This window comes from Novosphingobium sp. YAF33 (assembly GCF_052113265.1).
Taxonomy (GTDB): Bacteria; Pseudomonadota; Alphaproteobacteria; order Sphingomonadales; family Sphingomonadaceae; genus Novosphingobium.
Genome location: NZ_JBFRCW010000002.1, coordinates 157,612 through 173,954, shown reverse-complemented (window position 1 = coordinate 173,954; position 16,343 = coordinate 157,612). Strand labels below are relative to the sequence as shown.

Below are 16,343 nucleotides of genomic sequence, written 5' to 3'. Positions count from 1 at the left end.
GGGAGGACGAGCGATGACGTCCCAGGGCCAGGAAGTGCCCGCCGATGCGGGTTTGCGCCAGCTATGCCTGGCACTCCGCCCCGAACTGCGCCGCTTCCTGCTGGCGCGGCGCTTGAGCGAGGCGGATGCCGAAGACCTTCTGCAGGACCTGTTCCTGCGCGTGGAGACCAGCGCGACCGGCCCGGTTCGCTCGCCCAGGGCCTATCTCTACCAGATGCTGAACAACATGGCGCACACCCGCCGCCGCACCGAAGCGCGGCAGCAGGCGCGCGATGCGGACTGGCTGGATGCGCCAGCGAGAATGGGGGCAAGAACGGGGGCGGGAACGGGGTCGGGATCGGCCGGCGCTGAGACGGAAATGCCCGATCTGGCGCCCGACCCCGAAACGACGCTGCTGGCGCGCGACCATCTGGCGCGGGTAGAGGCGCGGCTCGGCCAACTGCCCGAGCGGACCGCCCATGTCTTCCGGCAGTACCGGATCGAAGGCGTTTCCCAGAAGCTGATCGCCCGGGATCTGGGCATAAGCCTCAGCGCGGTCGAAAAACATCTCCAGAGGGCATACAGTGCAGTGCTCGAAATACGCAGCCGGCTGGATGCGGACGTGGCAGGCCAGACAGGAGGCACCGATGCAAGGGCTCGCTGAGAACACCATGCGCGAGGAAGCGATCGCCTGGCATCTGAAGCTGAACGACGGTTCGGACGCGGACTGGGACGGGTTCACCAGCTGGCTCGAACGCGATCCCCGCCACAACGACATCTACGAAGCTGTCTGCGATGCCGATCTGGCGCTCGAACCCGCGGTGGCAATTGCGCGCGTGGAGCCCGCGGAAGCGGAAACAGAATCTCTGGCGGAAGTCTTCGAAGTGCATCGTCCGCGCCGCTGGATGTGGCCGGCCGTGGCCGCCTCCGTGGCTTTCGCGGCGCTCGGCAGCTGGGCGGTGATCGGCAGCCTTGGAAGCGCCTATACCGTGCAGACCGCACCGGGCGAGACGCGGACATTCGCGCTGTCTGACGGCACAAGGATCGTGCTCAACGGCGCCACCGAGATCGTGCTCGACAAGTCCGACCCGCGCGTGGCCCAGCTCAAGACCGGGGAGGCGCAGTTCACGGTGCATCATGACGCCGCGCGTCCCTTCACGCTGACGGTGGGCGAGCAGCGCATCGTCGACGTGGGAACCTTGTTCAACGTGCGCAGCGGCAAGGGCGCGCTGCGCGTCGAAGTGGCGGAAGGCGCGGTGCGGTTCGAGGACGGCATGACCCGGCTCCGCCTCAATGCCGGGGACACGCTGGAGGCGGCGGGCGGGCGTATCGTCGAAGGCGCGAAGCCGGTCGGGGAGATCGGCGGCTGGACGCGGGGACGGCTGGTCTACCGCGATGTCTCGCTGGTGGACGTGGCGGCGGACATCACGCGGGCCAGGGGCATGTCGATAGAGATCGGTCCCGAGCTTGCGGATCGTCGTTTTTCCGGTGTCATTCAGCTTGATGGGGGCGATGCGGCCCTGCAAAAGCGCATGGAAACCCTGCTGGACGTGAAGGTGACGGCAACTGCCGATGGTTGGTCGATTTCGCGTTGATGGCTTTGGGGGAACCTGTCTTGCAGCTGCGGCGGCCCTTGCTGCCCCGGTGCCTGTGCCGGTCTATGCCCAGACGCGCGCCGTACAGGCCTTTGCGGTTCCATCGGGACGGTTGTCCGACGCGCTGATCGCGCTGTCGGAGCAGGCCGGGATCTCGATCGCGATTGGCGATCCGCGGCTCGATGCCTTGCCCACGCGCGGGGTCAGGGGACGCTACGAGGTGTCCGAGGCGCTGCGCCGGGTGCTGGAAGGCAGCGGCTACGGATTCGTCTTCGTGAATGCGCGGACCGTGCGGTTGGTGAAACAGGCGCCGGTTCGGCCGCGCCGGTCTGGCGCGGCATCTTCGCCGCCTCTGCGTTCGCCTTCGCGCCCAACGCCTCCGCTGGAAGGTTCCGGTCCCGACATCGTCGTCACCGCGACCAAGCAGCGTCTTGGCCTGCTGTCCTACCCGGCGAGCATCTCGGTGGTTCAGCCGGAGCGTAGCGAACTGGCGCGCGCGGGCGGGGAGGGCACCGGTTTCATCCTCGGCAAGTTGCCGCAGCTGTCCTCGACCAACCTCGGGCCGGGGCGCAACAAGGTGTTCATCCGCGGCATTGCCGACAGCAGTTTCAATGGCTCCAGCCAGGCCACGATCAGCCAGTACCTCGGCGAGACGCGCCTGATCTACAGCGCGCCCGACCCCGATCTTGCGCTGTACGACGTCGCGCAGGTGGAAGTGCTGGAAGGGCCGCAGGGCACGCTCTACGGCGCGGGCACGCTGGGCGGGATCATCCGCATCGTGCCCAATGCCCCCGATCCGAAAGCTTGGCGGGTCAATCTATCGGGCGGGCTGCGCGCGACGCAGGACGGCGCCCCGGGCGGGGATGCCGTGGCCACCGTCAACCTGCCGCTCGTGGAAGGCCAGCTCGCGCTCAGGGCCGTGGTCTACCAGAGTATCGAGGGCGGCTACATCGACGACGCCGAGCGGGGCCTGAAGGACATCAACCGCAACAAGACCTCGGGCTTCCGGGCAGCCTTGCGCTGGCAGCCGGACCAGGCCTGGACGGTCGATCTCTCGGCGCTGAGCCAGGACATAGGCTCGCGCGATGGGCAATATACCCTGCGCGGAGAACCCGACCTGATCCGCCGCTCCGCCATCGCCCAGCCGTTCGACAACGACTACCGCCTGACCGACGTGACGCTGCGGCGCGACTGGGGCGGTCTCCAGTTCCTGTCCTCGACCGGATATGCCGATCACTCGATCGATTCCACGTTCGATGCCACACGCTCCGGCGCCGGCAGTCCGGCCGAATTCACTGAGGAGATCAAGGTGCGCCTGCTCTCCCACGAGACCCGGCTCTCCGGGGAATGGGGCGGTTCCGGCACCTGGCTTGGCGGCGTGAGCCTGGTGCACAACGACGACCGCGTGGCGCGCAGGCTGGGCACCCCCGGCGCGCCCGATCTGCTGACCAGCCTTTCGAATACCACGCTCGACCTTGCCGCGTTCGGAGAGGCAGGCGTGCCGGTGATGCGCGATCTGGTGCTGACGGTGGGCGGGCGGCTGAGTTATGTGCGCCAGACCAGCCAGTTCACCGGGCAGATGGCCTCGGAGGACTATGAGCCGGCGCGGACCCAGAGACGTTTCCTGCCGTCCGCGGCGCTTTCGTGGACGGCGCGGCCGGGCCTGCTCGTTTACGGGCGTTTCCAGCAGGGCTATCGGCCCGGCGGGCTTCAGGTATCCGGCTCCTCGAACTCGCAGTCGGCCGAGCGTTTCGGTGCGGACCGCATCAGCACGCTCGAAGGGGGGCTGCGGTTCGGCATGGACGAGGGATCGCGCCTGTCGGGCAGCATCGCGGCGTCGCTCGCGCAGTGGCGCGACGTTCAGGCAGACCTCGTGGGTCTGGACGGGCTGCCCTATATCGCCAACATCGGCTCCGGCCGGGTCCGCAACCTGGCATTCTCGCTGGCCTGGCACCCCCGCGACTTCCTTTCTTTCGAAGCGGCCGGCTTCCTCAATTCCAGCGACCTCTCGAAGCCGGCCCCCGACTTCGCCGATGCCACCGACCGCGACTTGCCCAACATCGCCGACGAGGGGTGGCGGCTGGCCGGCAAGTACGACCGGCAGATGGGCTGGGCTCGCCTGACGGTCGACGCCGCCGTGCGCTATGTCGGCCATTCGAAGCTGGCCATCCGCGCGCCGTTCGCGCTGGGGCAGGGGCGCTACTACGATGTCTCCACCGGCGCCCGCCTGGGCTTCGGCAAGTGGGGCATGTCGCTCGATCTCGACAATGTGCTGAACACCCGCGCCAACACGTTTGCTTTCGGCAATCCCTTTACCGTTGCGGACGGCCTGCAGCAGACCCCGATGCGTCCGCGCTCCATCAGGATCGGAATCGATGCCAGTTTCTGAAAGACGCCTGCTCGTCTCCATCCACGATGTCGCGCCCTGTTTCGAAAGCGAGGTCGACCGGCTGGCGGACCTGATCGATGCGCGGCTGGGACCGGCGCGCTATGCCATGCTGGTCGTGCCGGACCACTGGGGCCGCGCGCCGCTGGCGCAGGCACCGGCGTTCCAGGCGCGGCTGCGCGGCTGGGCGGAGCGAGGCGTGGAGATGTTCGTCCATGGCTGGTTCCACCGCGACAGTTCGCGGCATCAGGGCGCTGCTGGCTTCAAGGCGCGCCACATGACGGCCGGCGAAGGGGAGTTTCTGGGACTCTCCCATGCCGATGCGCTGCAGCGGATGGCGGACGGCAAGGCGCTGATCGAGGATGTGATCGGCAGGCCCGCGGCGGGCTTCATCGCGCCGGCGTGGCTTTATGGACCCGGCGCCATGCAGGCGCTTGCGGAATGCGGGTTCCCGCTGGCGGAGGACCACTTCCGCGTCTGGCGGCCGGGTCATGAGGACAAGCCGCTGGCGAAAGGCCCGGTGGTGACCTGGGCATCGCGCAGCACGATGCGCACGGCATCCTCGCTGGCCTTCGCCGCTCTGGCCCGGCCCGCGCTCCAGCCGCTGAAGACCCTTCGGCTGGCGGTCCATCCCGGGGACGTGACCAAGCCCTCCATCGTCGGAAGCGTGGATGCCACGCTCCGCGCCTTTTCCCGCCGCCACGTTCCCGGCCGCTACGCCGACCTCATCGAATAAATCCTGTTTTACCGCACCGGGATGGTGCGGGTCTTGCCGGGGCGCGGAGTCCCATGGGCATGACAGTGCCCCTTCGGATCGCAATACCCATCCACAGCTTCGAACCCGGCGGTGTCGAGCGCGTGGCACTGGGCCTGGCTGAGCACTGGCAGCAGACCGGCCATCAGGTGATGATCGTGCTGGGACGGGACGAAGGACTCGATCGCGGCCGGGCCTCGCCCAGCCTTGCCTACCGGATCCGTTCCAGCCGCGTGCCCACCGCGCGGTTCGAGACGCTCTGGATGATCTGGTGCTTCCTTCTGGCCCTTTCCCGCGAACGGGTGGACGTGATCTTCTGCCCCGGAAACACTTACGCGGTGGTCTGCTTCGCGATGTCGCTGCTGCTGGGTGAGCGCTGCCCGCCGATCGTCTGCAAGATCAGCAACGATCTGGTGCGGCGCGACACGTCGCCGCTGCACCGCGTGCTCTATCGCGGCTGGCTGCGCGCCCAGGGCATGGTCTTCGACCGCTTCGTGGCCCTGGCCGAGCCGATGCATGACGAGATCGTCGACCGGCTGGGCGTGGGCGCGCACCGGGTGGTGACGATCCACGATCCGGCCATGACCCGGCACCGCTTCGATGGCCTCGCCGCGATCCCGCGCCCTGGCAGGAGCCGCCATCGCTACCGTTTCCTGGCCCTGTCGCGGCTCGTTCCCCAAAAGAACCTCGAAGTCATGCTGCGCGCCTTTGCTGCCGGTTTTCGGCCGGGAGACGCGCTGACGATCGTGGGCGACGGGCCGGAACTGACCCGCCTGCAAACGCTCGCGCGCCGTCTTGCCGTCGAGGATCGGGTTCACTTTCCGGGCCATGTCACAGACCCGGACCCCTATCTCCGCGACGCCGATTGCCTGCTCCTGTCCTCCGATTACGAAGGTGTTCCGGCGGCCGTGCTGGAGGCGATCGCGGCTGGCCTGCAGATCGTGGCGACCGATTGCTCTTCCAGCATGGACCTGCTTGCCGGGCAGGGCACGCGGGCGACTCTCGTGCCGGTGCGGGACATCGACGCGCTGGCAAGGGCGATTGCCCAGGCCGATCGCCTGCCCCGGCCCGACCCCGCCCAGCGCCAGTATGCAGCCCGCTTTACCGTGGAGTCCGCCGCCGGTGCCTATGTCGCGGCGATGCGCCGGGCGATCGTCTCGGCGCGGCAGATCCGCATGCTGACGGGCGTTCCCACTCACCGATAGTCGCACTTTGCGCCTCCCGCACATCCCTCTTCATCCCTGAGGAAATACCCAGTGCCACAGCCGGCCTCCCTCCTGTCCGCGGCGCCGACCGGCGACCCCGGTTCCCCGCGCCCGATCGTCACGCTGCGCGCCCAGGACACCTTTTCCTGGAAACGCGGCACCTCGTTGGTGCCGGTGCTGTTCTCGATCCTGATCGCGCTGGGCGTGATCCTGGAACTGCGCGGCATGGACATGGCGAAGATCCTGGCCATGGTGCCGCGCGACGGTGGGTTCTGGTTCGTTTTCGCGGTGAGCTACCTGGCCGGCCCCGCGAGCGAATGGGTGATCTATCGCCGGCTCTGGCAGCTTCCCGTCGAGGGTTTCGCCGCGTTGCTGCGCAAGCTGGTCTGCAACGAACTGCTGCTGGGCTACCTTGGCGAGGCCTATTTCTACACTTGGGCACGGCGGCGCAGCGCCATGACGGCGGCGCCGTTCGGGGCGATCAAGGACGTGTCGATCCTCTCGGCGATGATCGGCAACGGGGTCACGCTGGTGCTGCTGGTCGCGCTGTGGCCCTTCGTCGGGTCCACGAGCATCGGGCTGGAGAACCGCACCGGGCTGCTTTCGCTTTCCGTGGTGCTCGCCACTTCGATCCTGGCGATGGCGTTCCGGCGCCGGATTTTTTCACTGGGGGCCGAGGTGCTGGGCTTCATCACCGTGATGCACCTGCTGCGCATCATCGTGACCACGATCCTCTCGGCGGTGCTCTGGCACATGGTCCTGCCGGGCGTTCCGGTGACCTGGTGGCTGCTGCTCGCCACGCTGCGACTGCTGATCTCCCGCCTGCCGTTCATCCCGAACAAGGACGTGGTCTTCGCCGGGGTCGCGGTCTTCACCCTTGGCCACGAGACGGACATCGCGGCGCTCATGACGATGATGGCCTCGGCGATCCTGCTGGTCCATCTGCTGCTGGGGCTGGGACTGGTGTTGTACGACCTGGCGCGCCGGGTGGTCCGCCCGTGAGGTTGGGCGGCGCCGTGATCCTGGCAGCACTGACCGCGGCCGCGGCGCCGATGCCGTCCTCGCCGGATCTCGGGAAGAAGGAAGGGCAGTGCCGAACGGGCGAGCACGGCCCGGCGCTGCTGGTCAGCGTCGCGGGGCTGAAAGACCGCGAGGGGAACCTGAAGCTGGAGGTCTATCCCGCAACCGACACGGACTTCCTGGCGGATGACAACCTCCTGCTGGCAGCGGGCAAAGTGTTTCGCCGGGTCGAAGTTCCCGTGCCCGGCGCCGGTCCCGTGGAACTGTGCATCCGCCTGCCGGGGCCGGGAACCTATGCCGCTTCCCTGCTTCACGACCGCGACGGCAACCGCAAGTTCGGCTGGAGGGTGGACGGCATCGGCTTCTCGTCCAACCCGAAGCTCGGCTGGAGCAAGCCCAAGGCCGCCAAGGTCGCCTTCGCGGCAGGGCCCGGGCTGACGCGGCTGTCGATCGTGATGAACTACCGCAGCGGCCTGGGTGTCGCGCCTCTCAGGTAAAGGACCGATTTCCTTGAAGATCGTCGACGTTTGCGCTTTCTACAGTCCCCGGGGCGGCGGTGTCCGCACCTATATCGAACAGAAACTGCGGATCGGCTCTCAGCTTGGCCATGAGATCGTCGTGATCGTTCCGGGCGAGACCCGTTCGATCACCGAGCGCGGCCCCGGCGCACGGATCGTCACCCTGCCGTCACCCCGCTTTCCGCTCGACCGGAAGTACGGCTATTTCGCCGACGAACCGGCGCTGCACGATGCCTTGAGCGCCGAGCATCCCGATGTCGTCGAAGTCTCTTCGCCCTGGCGCAGCCCGGCGATGGTGGCCCGCTGGCGGGGTAGCGCGCGTCGCAGCCTGGTGATGCATGCCGATCCGCTTTCCGCTTATGCCTATCGGTGGTTCGCGCCGGTGCTGTCGCGGCCCTCGATCGATCGCAGCTTCGAACGCTACTGGGAACACCTGCGCTATCTGGGCGGGGCCTTCGACATGACGGTCTGCGCAAACCGGGATCTGGCCCGGCGGCTCGTGGAAGGCGGGGTGGCCGGGGTGCGCGTTCATCCGCTGGGCGTCGAAACCGGCGTATTCTCCGCCGCGCACCGCGATTCCGGCCTGCGGGCGAGATTGCTGAACCTCTGCGGGCTGGGCGCGGATGCCCTCCTGCTGGTGGCGGCGGGGCGGCTGGCCCCCGAAAAGCGCTGGCCGATGGTGATAAACGCCGTCGCCGCCGCCAGCCTGCACCGGCCCGTGGGCCTGGTCCTGCTGGGAGAAGGGCGTGAGAAGCGCGCGATCCGGGCGGCCATCGGCGGCAATCCGCATATCCGCCTGTTCGAGCCCGAGCGCGACCGTACCGCTTTCGCGGCTATCCTGGCGAGCGCCGATGCCGTGGTTCATGGCTGCGAAGCCGAAACCTTCTGCATGGTGGCGGCGGAAGCCAGGGCCAGCGGCACCTTCGTGATCGTTCCCGATGCCGGGGGCGCCGCCGACCACGCGCGCGGCGGCGCCGGACTGACCTACAAGGCGGGCAACATGTTCTCGCTCACCAACGCGATCCGGACTGTCGGCGCGGGGGCCGTCCATCGCCGGAACGCGGGCGATGTCGTGAGCAACGTGGAGCATTTCGAGCGTCTTTTCGCCGACTACGGCCACATGGTTCGCCGTTCGCAGGTAGCCTGAACGCCGCTCACTCGGCGCTCCCGATCCGTTTCGGGATCAGTCCCGCCGGGGAAGCGTGAGCCGGACCAGTACGGGCATCGCCAGCAGGACCAGCGGATACTGGAGCAGCAGGCCCGCGATGATCGCGATCGCCAGCGGCTGCTGGATGCCGGACCCTTGCCCGATCGCGAAAGCGAGCGGCAGCAGGGTGAGGATCGCGGCCAGCGTGGTCATGGTGATCGGGCGCAGGCGGTTGCGGCTGGCCTCCCGCGCCGCCTGTGCGGGCGGCATGCTGCGCGACAGTTCCTCGAACTCCGAGACGTAGAAGATCGCCATCTCCGTGCCGATGCCGATGATCATCGTCATGCCCATCAGCGCCGTGATGTTGAGGTCCACGCCTGCCAGCCACAAGGCGGTGAACACGGCCGTGGTGGAGAGCAGCGAGCAGCCGATGATGATGACGGGAAGCCAGAACCGGCGGTAGAGGACCAGCAGCAGCACCAGTTCCGCCACCAGCGCGGCGGCGAAGACCTTGATGAGGCCGGAGAAGGCGATCTGCTGCTGCTGGTAGAGGCCGCCAAGCTCATAGCGCACGCCGGGGCTCAGGGTGCCGGGCCTTTCGAGCGCGGCCTGGACATCGCCCACGGCCGCGCCGATGCCCCGGCCCTGGATGCGGCCGGTGACGGCGATCATCGGTTCGAGGTTCTCGCGCCCGATCTGCGGCTGTCCGGTGACCGGCTGGATAGTCGCCACCCGCGCGAGCGGGAAGATGTGGCCGTCGGTAGCGCGGATCGGCAGCTGGGCGAGGCCGGTCTCGCTGATCGTCGTCGCATCCGGCAGGCGCACCCGCACGTCCACGGCCTTGTTCGGCTGTGCCAGTGTCGTCGCCACGGTGCCGGTCAGCGCGGTGGAGAGCTGCGTTTCCACATCGGCGGGGGCCACGCCCTCGATACCGGCACGAACCGGATCGACGTGGACGTCGAGCGCATCGCCGGCAAGCTGCACACCGTCGTTCACTTCCACGACGCCGGAAACCTTGCCCACCAGAGCCGCGACTTTCTGGGCTTCGGCTTCCAGGATCGTCGGGTCGGAAGCATAGAGCTTCACTTCGATCGGCTGCGGCACGGCGGTCAGATCGCCGATCAGGTCCTCGATCAATTGCGCGACCTCGATCTGCACGCCGGGCACCTTGCGCGCGATATCGTCGGCAACGGCGGCGGCGATCTCTTCCGTCGGCCGGCTGTGATCGGGTTTGAGGCGCACGAAGTAATCGCCGTGGTAGCTCTGGCCCAGGTCGCCGCCCAGACCGGTGCCGAGACGCCGGGAGAACGTGAGGACTTCGGGATTGGCATGCAGCATCGCGTCGATCTGGCCGATCTGGCGGCCGCTTTCGTCGAGCGACGTCCCGGCGGCGGTGTAATAGTCCATGACGAAGCCGCCTTCGTCGACCTTGGGCATGAAGCCGGTGGGAACGTTGGAATATCCGATGTAGCCGATGGCGAGCAAGGGCACGGCGATTGCCGCGAGCAGCCAGGGGCGGGCGGTCAGGCGGTCCAGCGTGCGGTCGTGGACGCGGGCGACGGTGCCTTCGCCCGGCCCGTCCGGATGACTTTCACCGGGGTCGCGCCAGGTGTCGAAGTCGACCAGTCGGCGCACCAGGATCGGCACCACGAAAGCGGTCATGGCCCAGGAGATCGCCAGCGCCGCGGCCATCGTCACCGAGAGCGCCTTGGAGAAGGCGCCGGTTACGCCGGTCAGGAAGGACAGTGGCAGGAAGACGATCAGGGTGGCCATGCTCGATCCGGTGAGCGGCGCCAGGAATTCGCGCGCGGCGGGCGTCACAGCCAGGTTTCCCGCGGGTCTTCCGTCCGGGCCGATGGCCCCGGCACGACGGGCGATGTGCTCGACCATGACGATGACGTCGTCGATCAGCAGGCCCACGGCCGCCGCGATGCCGCCCAGGGTCATGATGTTGAAGCTCATGCCGAGCATGCTCAGCACCAGCACGGTGGCGGCGAGCGTCGCCGGAACGACGATGACGGCAACCAGCGTCACGCGCCAGCTGCGCAGGAACCACAGCAGTACCAGCCCTGCCAGTACCAGACCGATCAGCACCGCATCGCGGACGCTGGACACCGACTGCGTGACGAGCTGGCTCTGGTCGTACCAGTTCACCAGCTTGACGCCCGGCGGCAGCTTGAGGCCCGCAAGCTTCTGTTCGACCTGCTGCGCGATCCGGACCGCGTTGCCGTCGGGCTGCTCGTAGATGTTGAAGAGCACGGCGGGCCGGCCGTCCTCGACGATGCGCTGCCACACCGGAACGGCGCCGTCCTGCACGGTCGCCACGTCGCGGACGCGCACCACGCCCGCACTCTCCGCCTTGACGACGATGTCGCCCACTTGCGCTGCGCTGGCGACGCTGCGATCGGCGATGACGAGCGACAGTCGCCCCCGATCCTGCACCTGACCCACCGCGCTCAGCACGTTGCCGTTGCGGATCGCTGCGGCAAGATCCGTCATCGACAGGCCGTAGCCGGCCAGGCGGTGCGGATCGGCGAGGACCTGCACTTCCGAGGTGTCGCCGCCCTGCACGCCGATGCGCGCGAGACCGGTGATGGAAGAGAGCAGCGGCGTGATCTGATACCGGGCAAAGTCCTGCAGGGCTGCCGGGTCCGCGCTGTCGGATACCAGCGCGTAAGAGATGATGGGGAATACCGTGGGATCCATCCGCCGCACGTCGTACTGCGTGCCGGAGGGAAGCGAGGGAAGGGTGCGGCCCACCGCCGTGTCGACCAGCAGGGTGCTGGCGATCATGTCGCGGCCCCAGCCGAAATCGACCGAGATCTGAGCCGAGCCGCGGCTCGTTTCCGAGCGCACGTTCTGCACGCCGGGGATGGCGCGGATGGCTTCTTCGACCGGACGCGTGACGGTCAGGGCGGTCTGGTCTGCTGGGCGGCTTCCGGAATCGAGGTCGACGACCACGCGGGGGAACGAGACTTGCGGAAACAGCCCGATCGGCAGCGACAGGGCCGCAACGATCCCGGCAAGCGCCATCGCCAGCGCGACGAGGATGATGGCGCGCGACTGGGTGCGCAGCAGTTTCTCGATCATCGGTTGTTCCGGCGCACGGCGTCGCCATCGCTGATCTGGTAGGCGCCCTCGACGATCACGGGCTTGCCGCTATCGAGCGCGCCCTGGACCACGTCGCCTTCGTCGGACGCGAGCGTGATCTGCACCGGCACCGCCTTGGCCTTGCCGCCCGCGATCTGGAAAACACGCGCGGGCCCGCCCGCCGTGACGACTGCCTTGTGCGGCACGACCCAGCCACGGACTGCGCCGGTCTCGATCGCGACCTGCATGGACTCGCCGGGCAGCAGGCTGCCAGCGGGAAAGCCAAGGTCGACATCGACGAGCCGGCTTACCGGATTCAGCGCGCTGTCTACGCGGACGACCTTGCCGCGCACCGGACCTCCGCCCGAGAGGCGCCTGAGACTGGCGGCCTGACCTGCCGCGATGCCTGCGCGCTGGGCCGGGTCCACGCCGACGGTGACGACGATGTCGCCCGCTTTCGCGAGGGTGAGGATCGCCGCGCCCGCCTGGGTGCGATCGCCCTGGGTAACGGCGACGGCGGTGACGATGCCGTCGAACGGCGAGACCACCGCATGGATGGGCTTGCCCGCACCGTCCGCCTGCAATGCTGCCAGCGCGGTCTGCGCGTCGGTGACGGCCTTGGTCGCCTGGGTCAGCTGGTCCTGCGTCGCGAGCTGCTGCGACAGGAGCTGCGCGGTGGAAGCCTCCTGCTTGCGCGTGGCGGCGAGCGCGCTGGCCGCCTGGAGATAGCTGCTGCGCGATGCCGGCGCGGTGACGAAAGTCGCGAGGTTCTGCCCCGCGCGCACCGCCATGCCCGGAGCCACGGCCAGCGCGGTGACCTGCCCCGGCTGCGCTTCGCTCAAAGTCACGGTGCCATCAAGCGCGGGGCTGACGGTACCGTAAGCCACGACGGTTGCGGGCAGAGCGCCCTGTCGGGCAGCGACGACGCTCACGAGCGCGCTTGCCGCGGGCTGGGAACTGGTGTCGGGATCGGTCGCGGTCGAGCCGCAACCGGCCAGGAGCGCCGCAAAAGGCCATGCGAGCAGGGCCCTCATCGGGCACCTGCCGGGGCGTCCTGCAAGGGGGCAAGCCCCGGCAATCCGGATCCGACAAGCGTCTGGATCGCGATCTGGCGATCGAGCAGGGCCAGCTCCAGCGTCATGATTTCCTGTTCCTTGGCAAAGCGGTTCGTGACGAGATCGAGATAGCTGCGCTCGTCGAGGTTGGAGGCGCCGAAGGCGGCCTGCGCGCGGTCTGCGGAAAGGCGGACGGCGGGCAGATCGCGCCGTGCCCTCGCCAGTTGGGCGGAGAGCTGCTCGTACTGGCGAAGCAGGGCGCCCAGGGTGCCGACGGCTGCGGCCAGCCGGGCGTCGTAGCCTGCATGCAATTGCTCCCGCGTCGCCCGGGCGACGGCGATGGCGCCTTGGCCGCGGTCGAAGATCGGCAGGCCGATCTGGATGTCGGGACCGCCATTGATGACTTTGGCGTTGTCGCTGGACAAGCTGCCACCAAGGATGAGGTCTGGGAACTGGGACTGGATGGCCTGGCGCACTTGTTCGTCCGCAGCGGCATAGCCCATGCGCAGCGCCACGAGATCCGGCCGCCGGTCGGGCAGAGTGGCGATCTGGCCGCGCACTTCCTCCGGATCGAAAGGCGGCAGGTCGGGCTGCCGGGCGAGCGGCACGATCACGTCGGGCGCGAGGCCGAGCAGCGCGTCGAGCTGGTGCATGAGGGCAAGTTGCTGCTGGTCGAGCGCATCGAGGGCAGACCGCGCCGCCTGCAGCGCGACACGGTCCGGCGCGACCGTGAGCAAGGTGACGCGGTGCGCGGCCAGCGCACCTTCCAGCTTCGCGCCGCGGTCGGCAAGGAGCTGGTACGCGGCCAGGTAGCTCTGCCGGCTGCGCGCGCCGACGATGAGGTCGGTGGCGATCTGCCGCGCCTGCCCGGCGACCTGCCACTCCTGCCAGACCACGTCGGCATCGATTTGCCGCTCGCTGGCGAGCGCAGCGCGTTTGCGCGACTTGTAAGTGAGGATGCTTTTGATGTCCTGCGCAATGCCCAGGTTCCAGGCCGGGACGCTGCCCGCGCCCGAGAGCAGCGGCAAGAGGGCGCCGCTCAGCGAGGGGTTGGCGAGAAGGCCTGCCTGCGTGGTCTGTCCGGCAGCGATGCCGCGCTGGAGCCGCAGCGCCTTGAGATCGGGATTATGGGCGAGCGCCAGCGTCACCACCTGCTCCACGGTGAGCGGTGCCTGCTGGTCTGCGATGTCGAGAGTCGCGGCGAGGGGGGCGGCCGTCGAGAGCGGCAAGGGCGTATAGTGCGCGCAGCCCGAGAGAGCGACGGCGAGCGAGATAGCCGTAAAATGACGGGAACGGTTTCTTGCCATGCCTCGAGGCTGTCTTTCCAAGATCGCGGGGAGGGCCGGCAGATCTGTTCCGCCGGGGCCCGATCCGAGGACGATAGGCGCGGCAACCTTCGCCGAAGATGATCCGAACATTGATTTTTGCCAACTTGCGGACGCAGCGGATGTCGAGGCAAAAGGGCCTGATGAAGATCCTGCTGCTTGAGGATGACGAGGCCACCAGAACGCATCTGGAGCGCGTGCTGGGTGCGGCCGGGCATGTGGTGGATACGTGCACCAGCGGCCAGGACGCGATCTTCCTGGCTTCCACCGGCGACCACGGCGTGCTCATCCTGGACCGGATGGTGCCGGGGCTGGACGGTCTGGGAGCGCTGAAGGCCCTTCGCGCCATGGGTGTGCGGACGCCGGCGCTGTTCCTGACGGCGATGAACGGCGTGGAGGACCGGGTGGAGGGCCTTGAAGGCGGCGCGGACGACTATCTGGCCAAGCCCTTCGCCGCCAGCGAGCTGCTGGCGCGGGTCAATGCTCTGGCCCGGCGGCCGCCTATCGTCGAGACGCAGACCGTACTGACCATCGAGGATCTGCAGCTGGACCGCATCAAGCGCACCGTGACGCGCGGGGGCATGCGCATCGACATGCAGGCGCAGGAACTGAAGCTGCTGGAATATCTGATGCTTCACGCCGGAGAAGTCGTGACCCGCACGATGCTTCTCGAAAACGTCTGGTCGTTCCATTTCGACCCCAGGACCAATGTCATCGAAAGCCACATGAGTCGGCTGCGGGGCAAAGTCGATCGCGGGTTCGGCAAGGAGTTGATCCAGACGGTGCGCGGGGCGGGATACCGTATCGATGGCGGGTGACACCGCGCGATCGGGGGCCACACGCAGCGCCGCGTTCCGCTTCGCCCTGCTGCTGGCAGCCGTCTTCGCCATCGGCTCGGCGGCTTTGCTGGTGGTCGTGCAGCAGCAGATCGGCCGATACGCGGTCGAGGCGACGAACGGCGGGATCGGCGCGGAGATGACCGTGCTGAAAGGCGAATATGTCCAGCTCGGCCGATCGGGACTGACCGATGCGATGGCGCGCCACGCCGGTGTCCGGCCCGAGGCGCCCTATCGCTATCTGCTGCTGGGCGCCGATGGTCGCCGGCTGTTCGGCGACCTTCCCATGTCTGTCGCGCGCAAGGGCTGGGGCATGGTGGAAGTGACCGAGCCGGCGCCCGGCGGCCGGGGGATCCGAAAGGAGAGCATGACGACGCTGGGCGCGCCGCTGTCCGATGGACTGACGCTGATCGTGGCGAGCGACAATTACGACGTGCAGATGCTGCGCCGGCGGCTGGGCCGCTTCACCTTCCTCAGCGGGCTGGGTATCACGCTGTTCGCCCTGCTGGGCGGGTACCTGACCGGGCGGTTGTTTCTGCGGCGTCTCGCCCGGGTGAACCGCGCGGTGGATCGGATCATCGAAGGCGATCGTGCCGAGCGCCTGCCGATGATCGGCCTGGCTCCCGAATTCGACGAACTGACGCACAACCTCAATCGCATGCTGGAGCGCAACGCCGCCGCGATGGAAGCGCTGCGGCAGGTCTCCACCGACATCGCGCACGACTTGCGCACGCCCCTCAGCCGCCTGCACCAGCGCCTCGAACAGATGCAGGACGGTCCCGCGGTCGAACCGGCGATGATCGACGATGCGCTCGCCCAGACGAGCGGCATTCTCGCGACGTTTCAGGCGCTGCTGCGGATCGGCTCGTTGGAAGGAGGGGTGGGGCGCAGGCGCTTTGCCCAAGTCGACCTCAGCGAGTTGATGGACCGCATCCACCAGGCCTATGCGCCGGTCGCGGAAGATGCCGGCCAGACCTTTCACGCGGACCATGCGCCCGGCGTGATCGTGGAGGGCGACAGCGAACTGCTCGCGCAGCTTTTCACCAACCTGATCGAGAACGCGATCGTCCATGCCGGTGCCGGATCGATCATCCGATCGCGCGTGGCGATCGTCGATGGACGCGCCGTGGCCACGATCAGCGACAATGGCGCCGGGATTCCAGCGGAGGAGCGGGAAAACGTCTTTCGCCGCTTCTACAGGCTCGATGCCAGCCGGCACACACCGGGGTCGGGACTGGGCCTCGCGCTGGTTTCCGCGATTGCGGGATTGCACGGGGCGGACCACGCCATTCCCGACACGGACATCGGCCTCACCGTGCGGATCGCATTCCGGAAAACACCCACGGAAAGCTAGGCCAGACCCGCCTGGCCGCCTCGCCTGACAGCACATCGGCCTGCTTTCGGTGGAAAGCAGGCCGATGGCGTGACGATGA

At 68.1% G+C, this 16,343-nt stretch carries 13 protein-coding genes; 10 read left to right on the top strand and 3 right to left on the bottom strand.

Translation table 11 applies throughout. The features are described from left to right. Positions 1-13: 13 nt before the first annotated feature. The 8 genes from AB4Z00_RS05120 to AB4Z00_RS05085 are packed head-to-tail and all read left to right on the top strand — an operon-like array spanning position 14 to position 8,604. A complete protein-coding gene (locus AB4Z00_RS05120) occupies positions 14-643 on the top strand; it encodes an RNA polymerase sigma factor (protein WP_442045184.1) in 630 nt (209 codons plus the stop codon). Continuing rightward, positions 627-1,574 (top strand): FecR family protein, encoded by a 948-nt coding sequence (locus AB4Z00_RS05115; protein WP_442045183.1) that lies wholly within the window; start codon positions 627-629, stop codon positions 1,572-1,574. Before AB4Z00_RS05120 ends, AB4Z00_RS05115 begins: the two co-directional genes overlap by 17 nt. A gap of 49 nt (positions 1,575-1,623) precedes the next feature. Beyond that, positions 1,624-3,963 carry a TonB-dependent receptor domain-containing protein gene (locus tag AB4Z00_RS05110; protein WP_442045182.1) on the top strand — a complete coding sequence of 780 codons (2,340 nt, stop codon included), beginning with the start codon at positions 1,624-1,626 and terminating at the stop codon, positions 3,961-3,963. Beyond that, positions 3,950-4,696 (top strand): DUF2334 domain-containing protein, encoded by a 747-nt coding sequence (locus AB4Z00_RS05105; RefSeq protein WP_442045181.1) that lies wholly within the window; start codon positions 3,950-3,952, stop codon positions 4,694-4,696. Before AB4Z00_RS05110 ends, AB4Z00_RS05105 begins: the two co-directional genes overlap by 14 nt. Positions 4,697-4,755: 59 nt before the next feature. Beyond that, the gene (locus tag AB4Z00_RS05100; RefSeq protein ID WP_442045180.1) at positions 4,756-5,919 is read left to right on the top strand and encodes a glycosyltransferase; all 1,164 of its coding nucleotides are present in this window, start codon (positions 4,756-4,758) and stop codon (positions 5,917-5,919) included. A 51-nt stretch (positions 5,920-5,970) separates the two neighbouring features. Beyond that, a complete protein-coding gene (locus AB4Z00_RS05095; protein WP_442045179.1) occupies positions 5,971-6,921 on the top strand; it encodes a hypothetical protein in 951 nt (316 codons plus the stop codon). 50 nt (positions 6,922-6,971) lie between these two features. Continuing rightward, positions 6,972-7,436 (top strand): DUF2141 domain-containing protein, encoded by a 465-nt coding sequence (locus tag AB4Z00_RS05090; RefSeq protein ID WP_442045464.1) that lies wholly within the window; start codon positions 6,972-6,974, stop codon positions 7,434-7,436. 13 nt (positions 7,437-7,449) lie between these two features. Continuing rightward, the gene (locus AB4Z00_RS05085; protein WP_442045178.1) at positions 7,450-8,604 is read left to right on the top strand and encodes a glycosyltransferase; all 1,155 of its coding nucleotides are present in this window, start codon (positions 7,450-7,452) and stop codon (positions 8,602-8,604) included. A gap of 36 nt (positions 8,605-8,640) precedes the next feature. Here the strand turns inward: AB4Z00_RS05085 and AB4Z00_RS05080 are convergent, their stop codons facing one another. The 3 genes from AB4Z00_RS05080 to AB4Z00_RS05070 are packed head-to-tail and all read right to left on the bottom strand — an operon-like array spanning position 8,641 to position 14,056. After that, positions 8,641-11,694: an efflux RND transporter permease subunit gene (locus AB4Z00_RS05080; protein WP_442045177.1), complete on the bottom strand. Its 3,054-nt coding sequence runs from the start codon at positions 11,692-11,694 to the stop codon at positions 8,641-8,643. Beyond that, positions 11,691-12,728, bottom strand: coding sequence for an efflux RND transporter periplasmic adaptor subunit (locus AB4Z00_RS05075; protein WP_442045176.1), 1,038 nt, complete (start codon positions 12,726-12,728; stop codon positions 11,691-11,693). Before AB4Z00_RS05075 ends, AB4Z00_RS05080 begins: the two co-directional genes overlap by 4 nt. Next, positions 12,725-14,056 carry a TolC family protein gene (locus AB4Z00_RS05070; RefSeq protein ID WP_442045175.1) on the bottom strand — a complete coding sequence of 444 codons (1,332 nt, stop codon included), beginning with the start codon at positions 14,054-14,056 and terminating at the stop codon, positions 12,725-12,727. The genes AB4Z00_RS05075 and AB4Z00_RS05070 overlap by 4 nt, the downstream gene beginning before the upstream one ends. Positions 14,057-14,217: 161 nt before the next feature. Here AB4Z00_RS05070 and AB4Z00_RS05065 point away from each other — a divergent pair, with 161 nt between their 5' ends. Then, complete coding sequence (locus AB4Z00_RS05065) at positions 14,218-14,892, top strand: winged helix-turn-helix domain-containing protein (protein ID WP_442045463.1); 675 nt, start codon at positions 14,218-14,220, stop codon at positions 14,890-14,892. Further along, positions 14,882-16,264, top strand: a complete 1,383-nt coding sequence (locus tag AB4Z00_RS05060) for a sensor histidine kinase (protein ID WP_442045174.1) — start codon at positions 14,882-14,884, stop codon at positions 16,262-16,264. The genes AB4Z00_RS05065 and AB4Z00_RS05060 overlap by 11 nt, the downstream gene beginning before the upstream one ends. Positions 16,265-16,343: the final 79 nt, after the last annotated feature.

Excerpts from the sequence above, each read along its gene's own strand:
- AB4Z00_RS05065 (WP_442045463.1), top strand. The coding sequence starts at position 14,218 with ATGAAGATCCTGCTGCTTGAGGATGACGAGGCCACCAGAACGCATCTG.
- AB4Z00_RS05120 (WP_442045184.1), top strand. The coding sequence starts at position 14 with ATGACGTCCCAGGGCCAGGAAGTGCCCGCCGATGCGGGTTTGCGCCAG.
- AB4Z00_RS05105 (WP_442045181.1), top strand. The coding sequence starts at position 3,950 with ATGCCAGTTTCTGAAAGACGCCTGCTCGTCTCCATCCACGATGTCGCG.
- AB4Z00_RS05115 (WP_442045183.1), top strand. The coding sequence starts at position 627 with ATGCAAGGGCTCGCTGAGAACACCATGCGCGAGGAAGCGATCGCCTGG.
- AB4Z00_RS05075 (WP_442045176.1), bottom strand. The coding sequence starts at position 12,728 with ATGAGGGCCCTGCTCGCATGGCCTTTTGCGGCGCTCCTGGCCGGTTGC.
- AB4Z00_RS05060 (WP_442045174.1), top strand. The coding sequence starts at position 14,882 with ATGGCGGGTGACACCGCGCGATCGGGGGCCACACGCAGCGCCGCGTTC.
- AB4Z00_RS05080 (WP_442045177.1), bottom strand. The coding sequence starts at position 11,694 with ATGATCGAGAAACTGCTGCGCACCCAGTCGCGCGCCATCATCCTCGTC.
- AB4Z00_RS05100 (WP_442045180.1), top strand. The coding sequence starts at position 4,756 with ATGACAGTGCCCCTTCGGATCGCAATACCCATCCACAGCTTCGAACCC.
- AB4Z00_RS05090 (WP_442045464.1), top strand. The coding sequence starts at position 6,972 with ATGCCGTCCTCGCCGGATCTCGGGAAGAAGGAAGGGCAGTGCCGAACG.
- AB4Z00_RS05070 (WP_442045175.1), bottom strand. The coding sequence starts at position 14,056 with ATGGCAAGAAACCGTTCCCGTCATTTTACGGCTATCTCGCTCGCCGTC.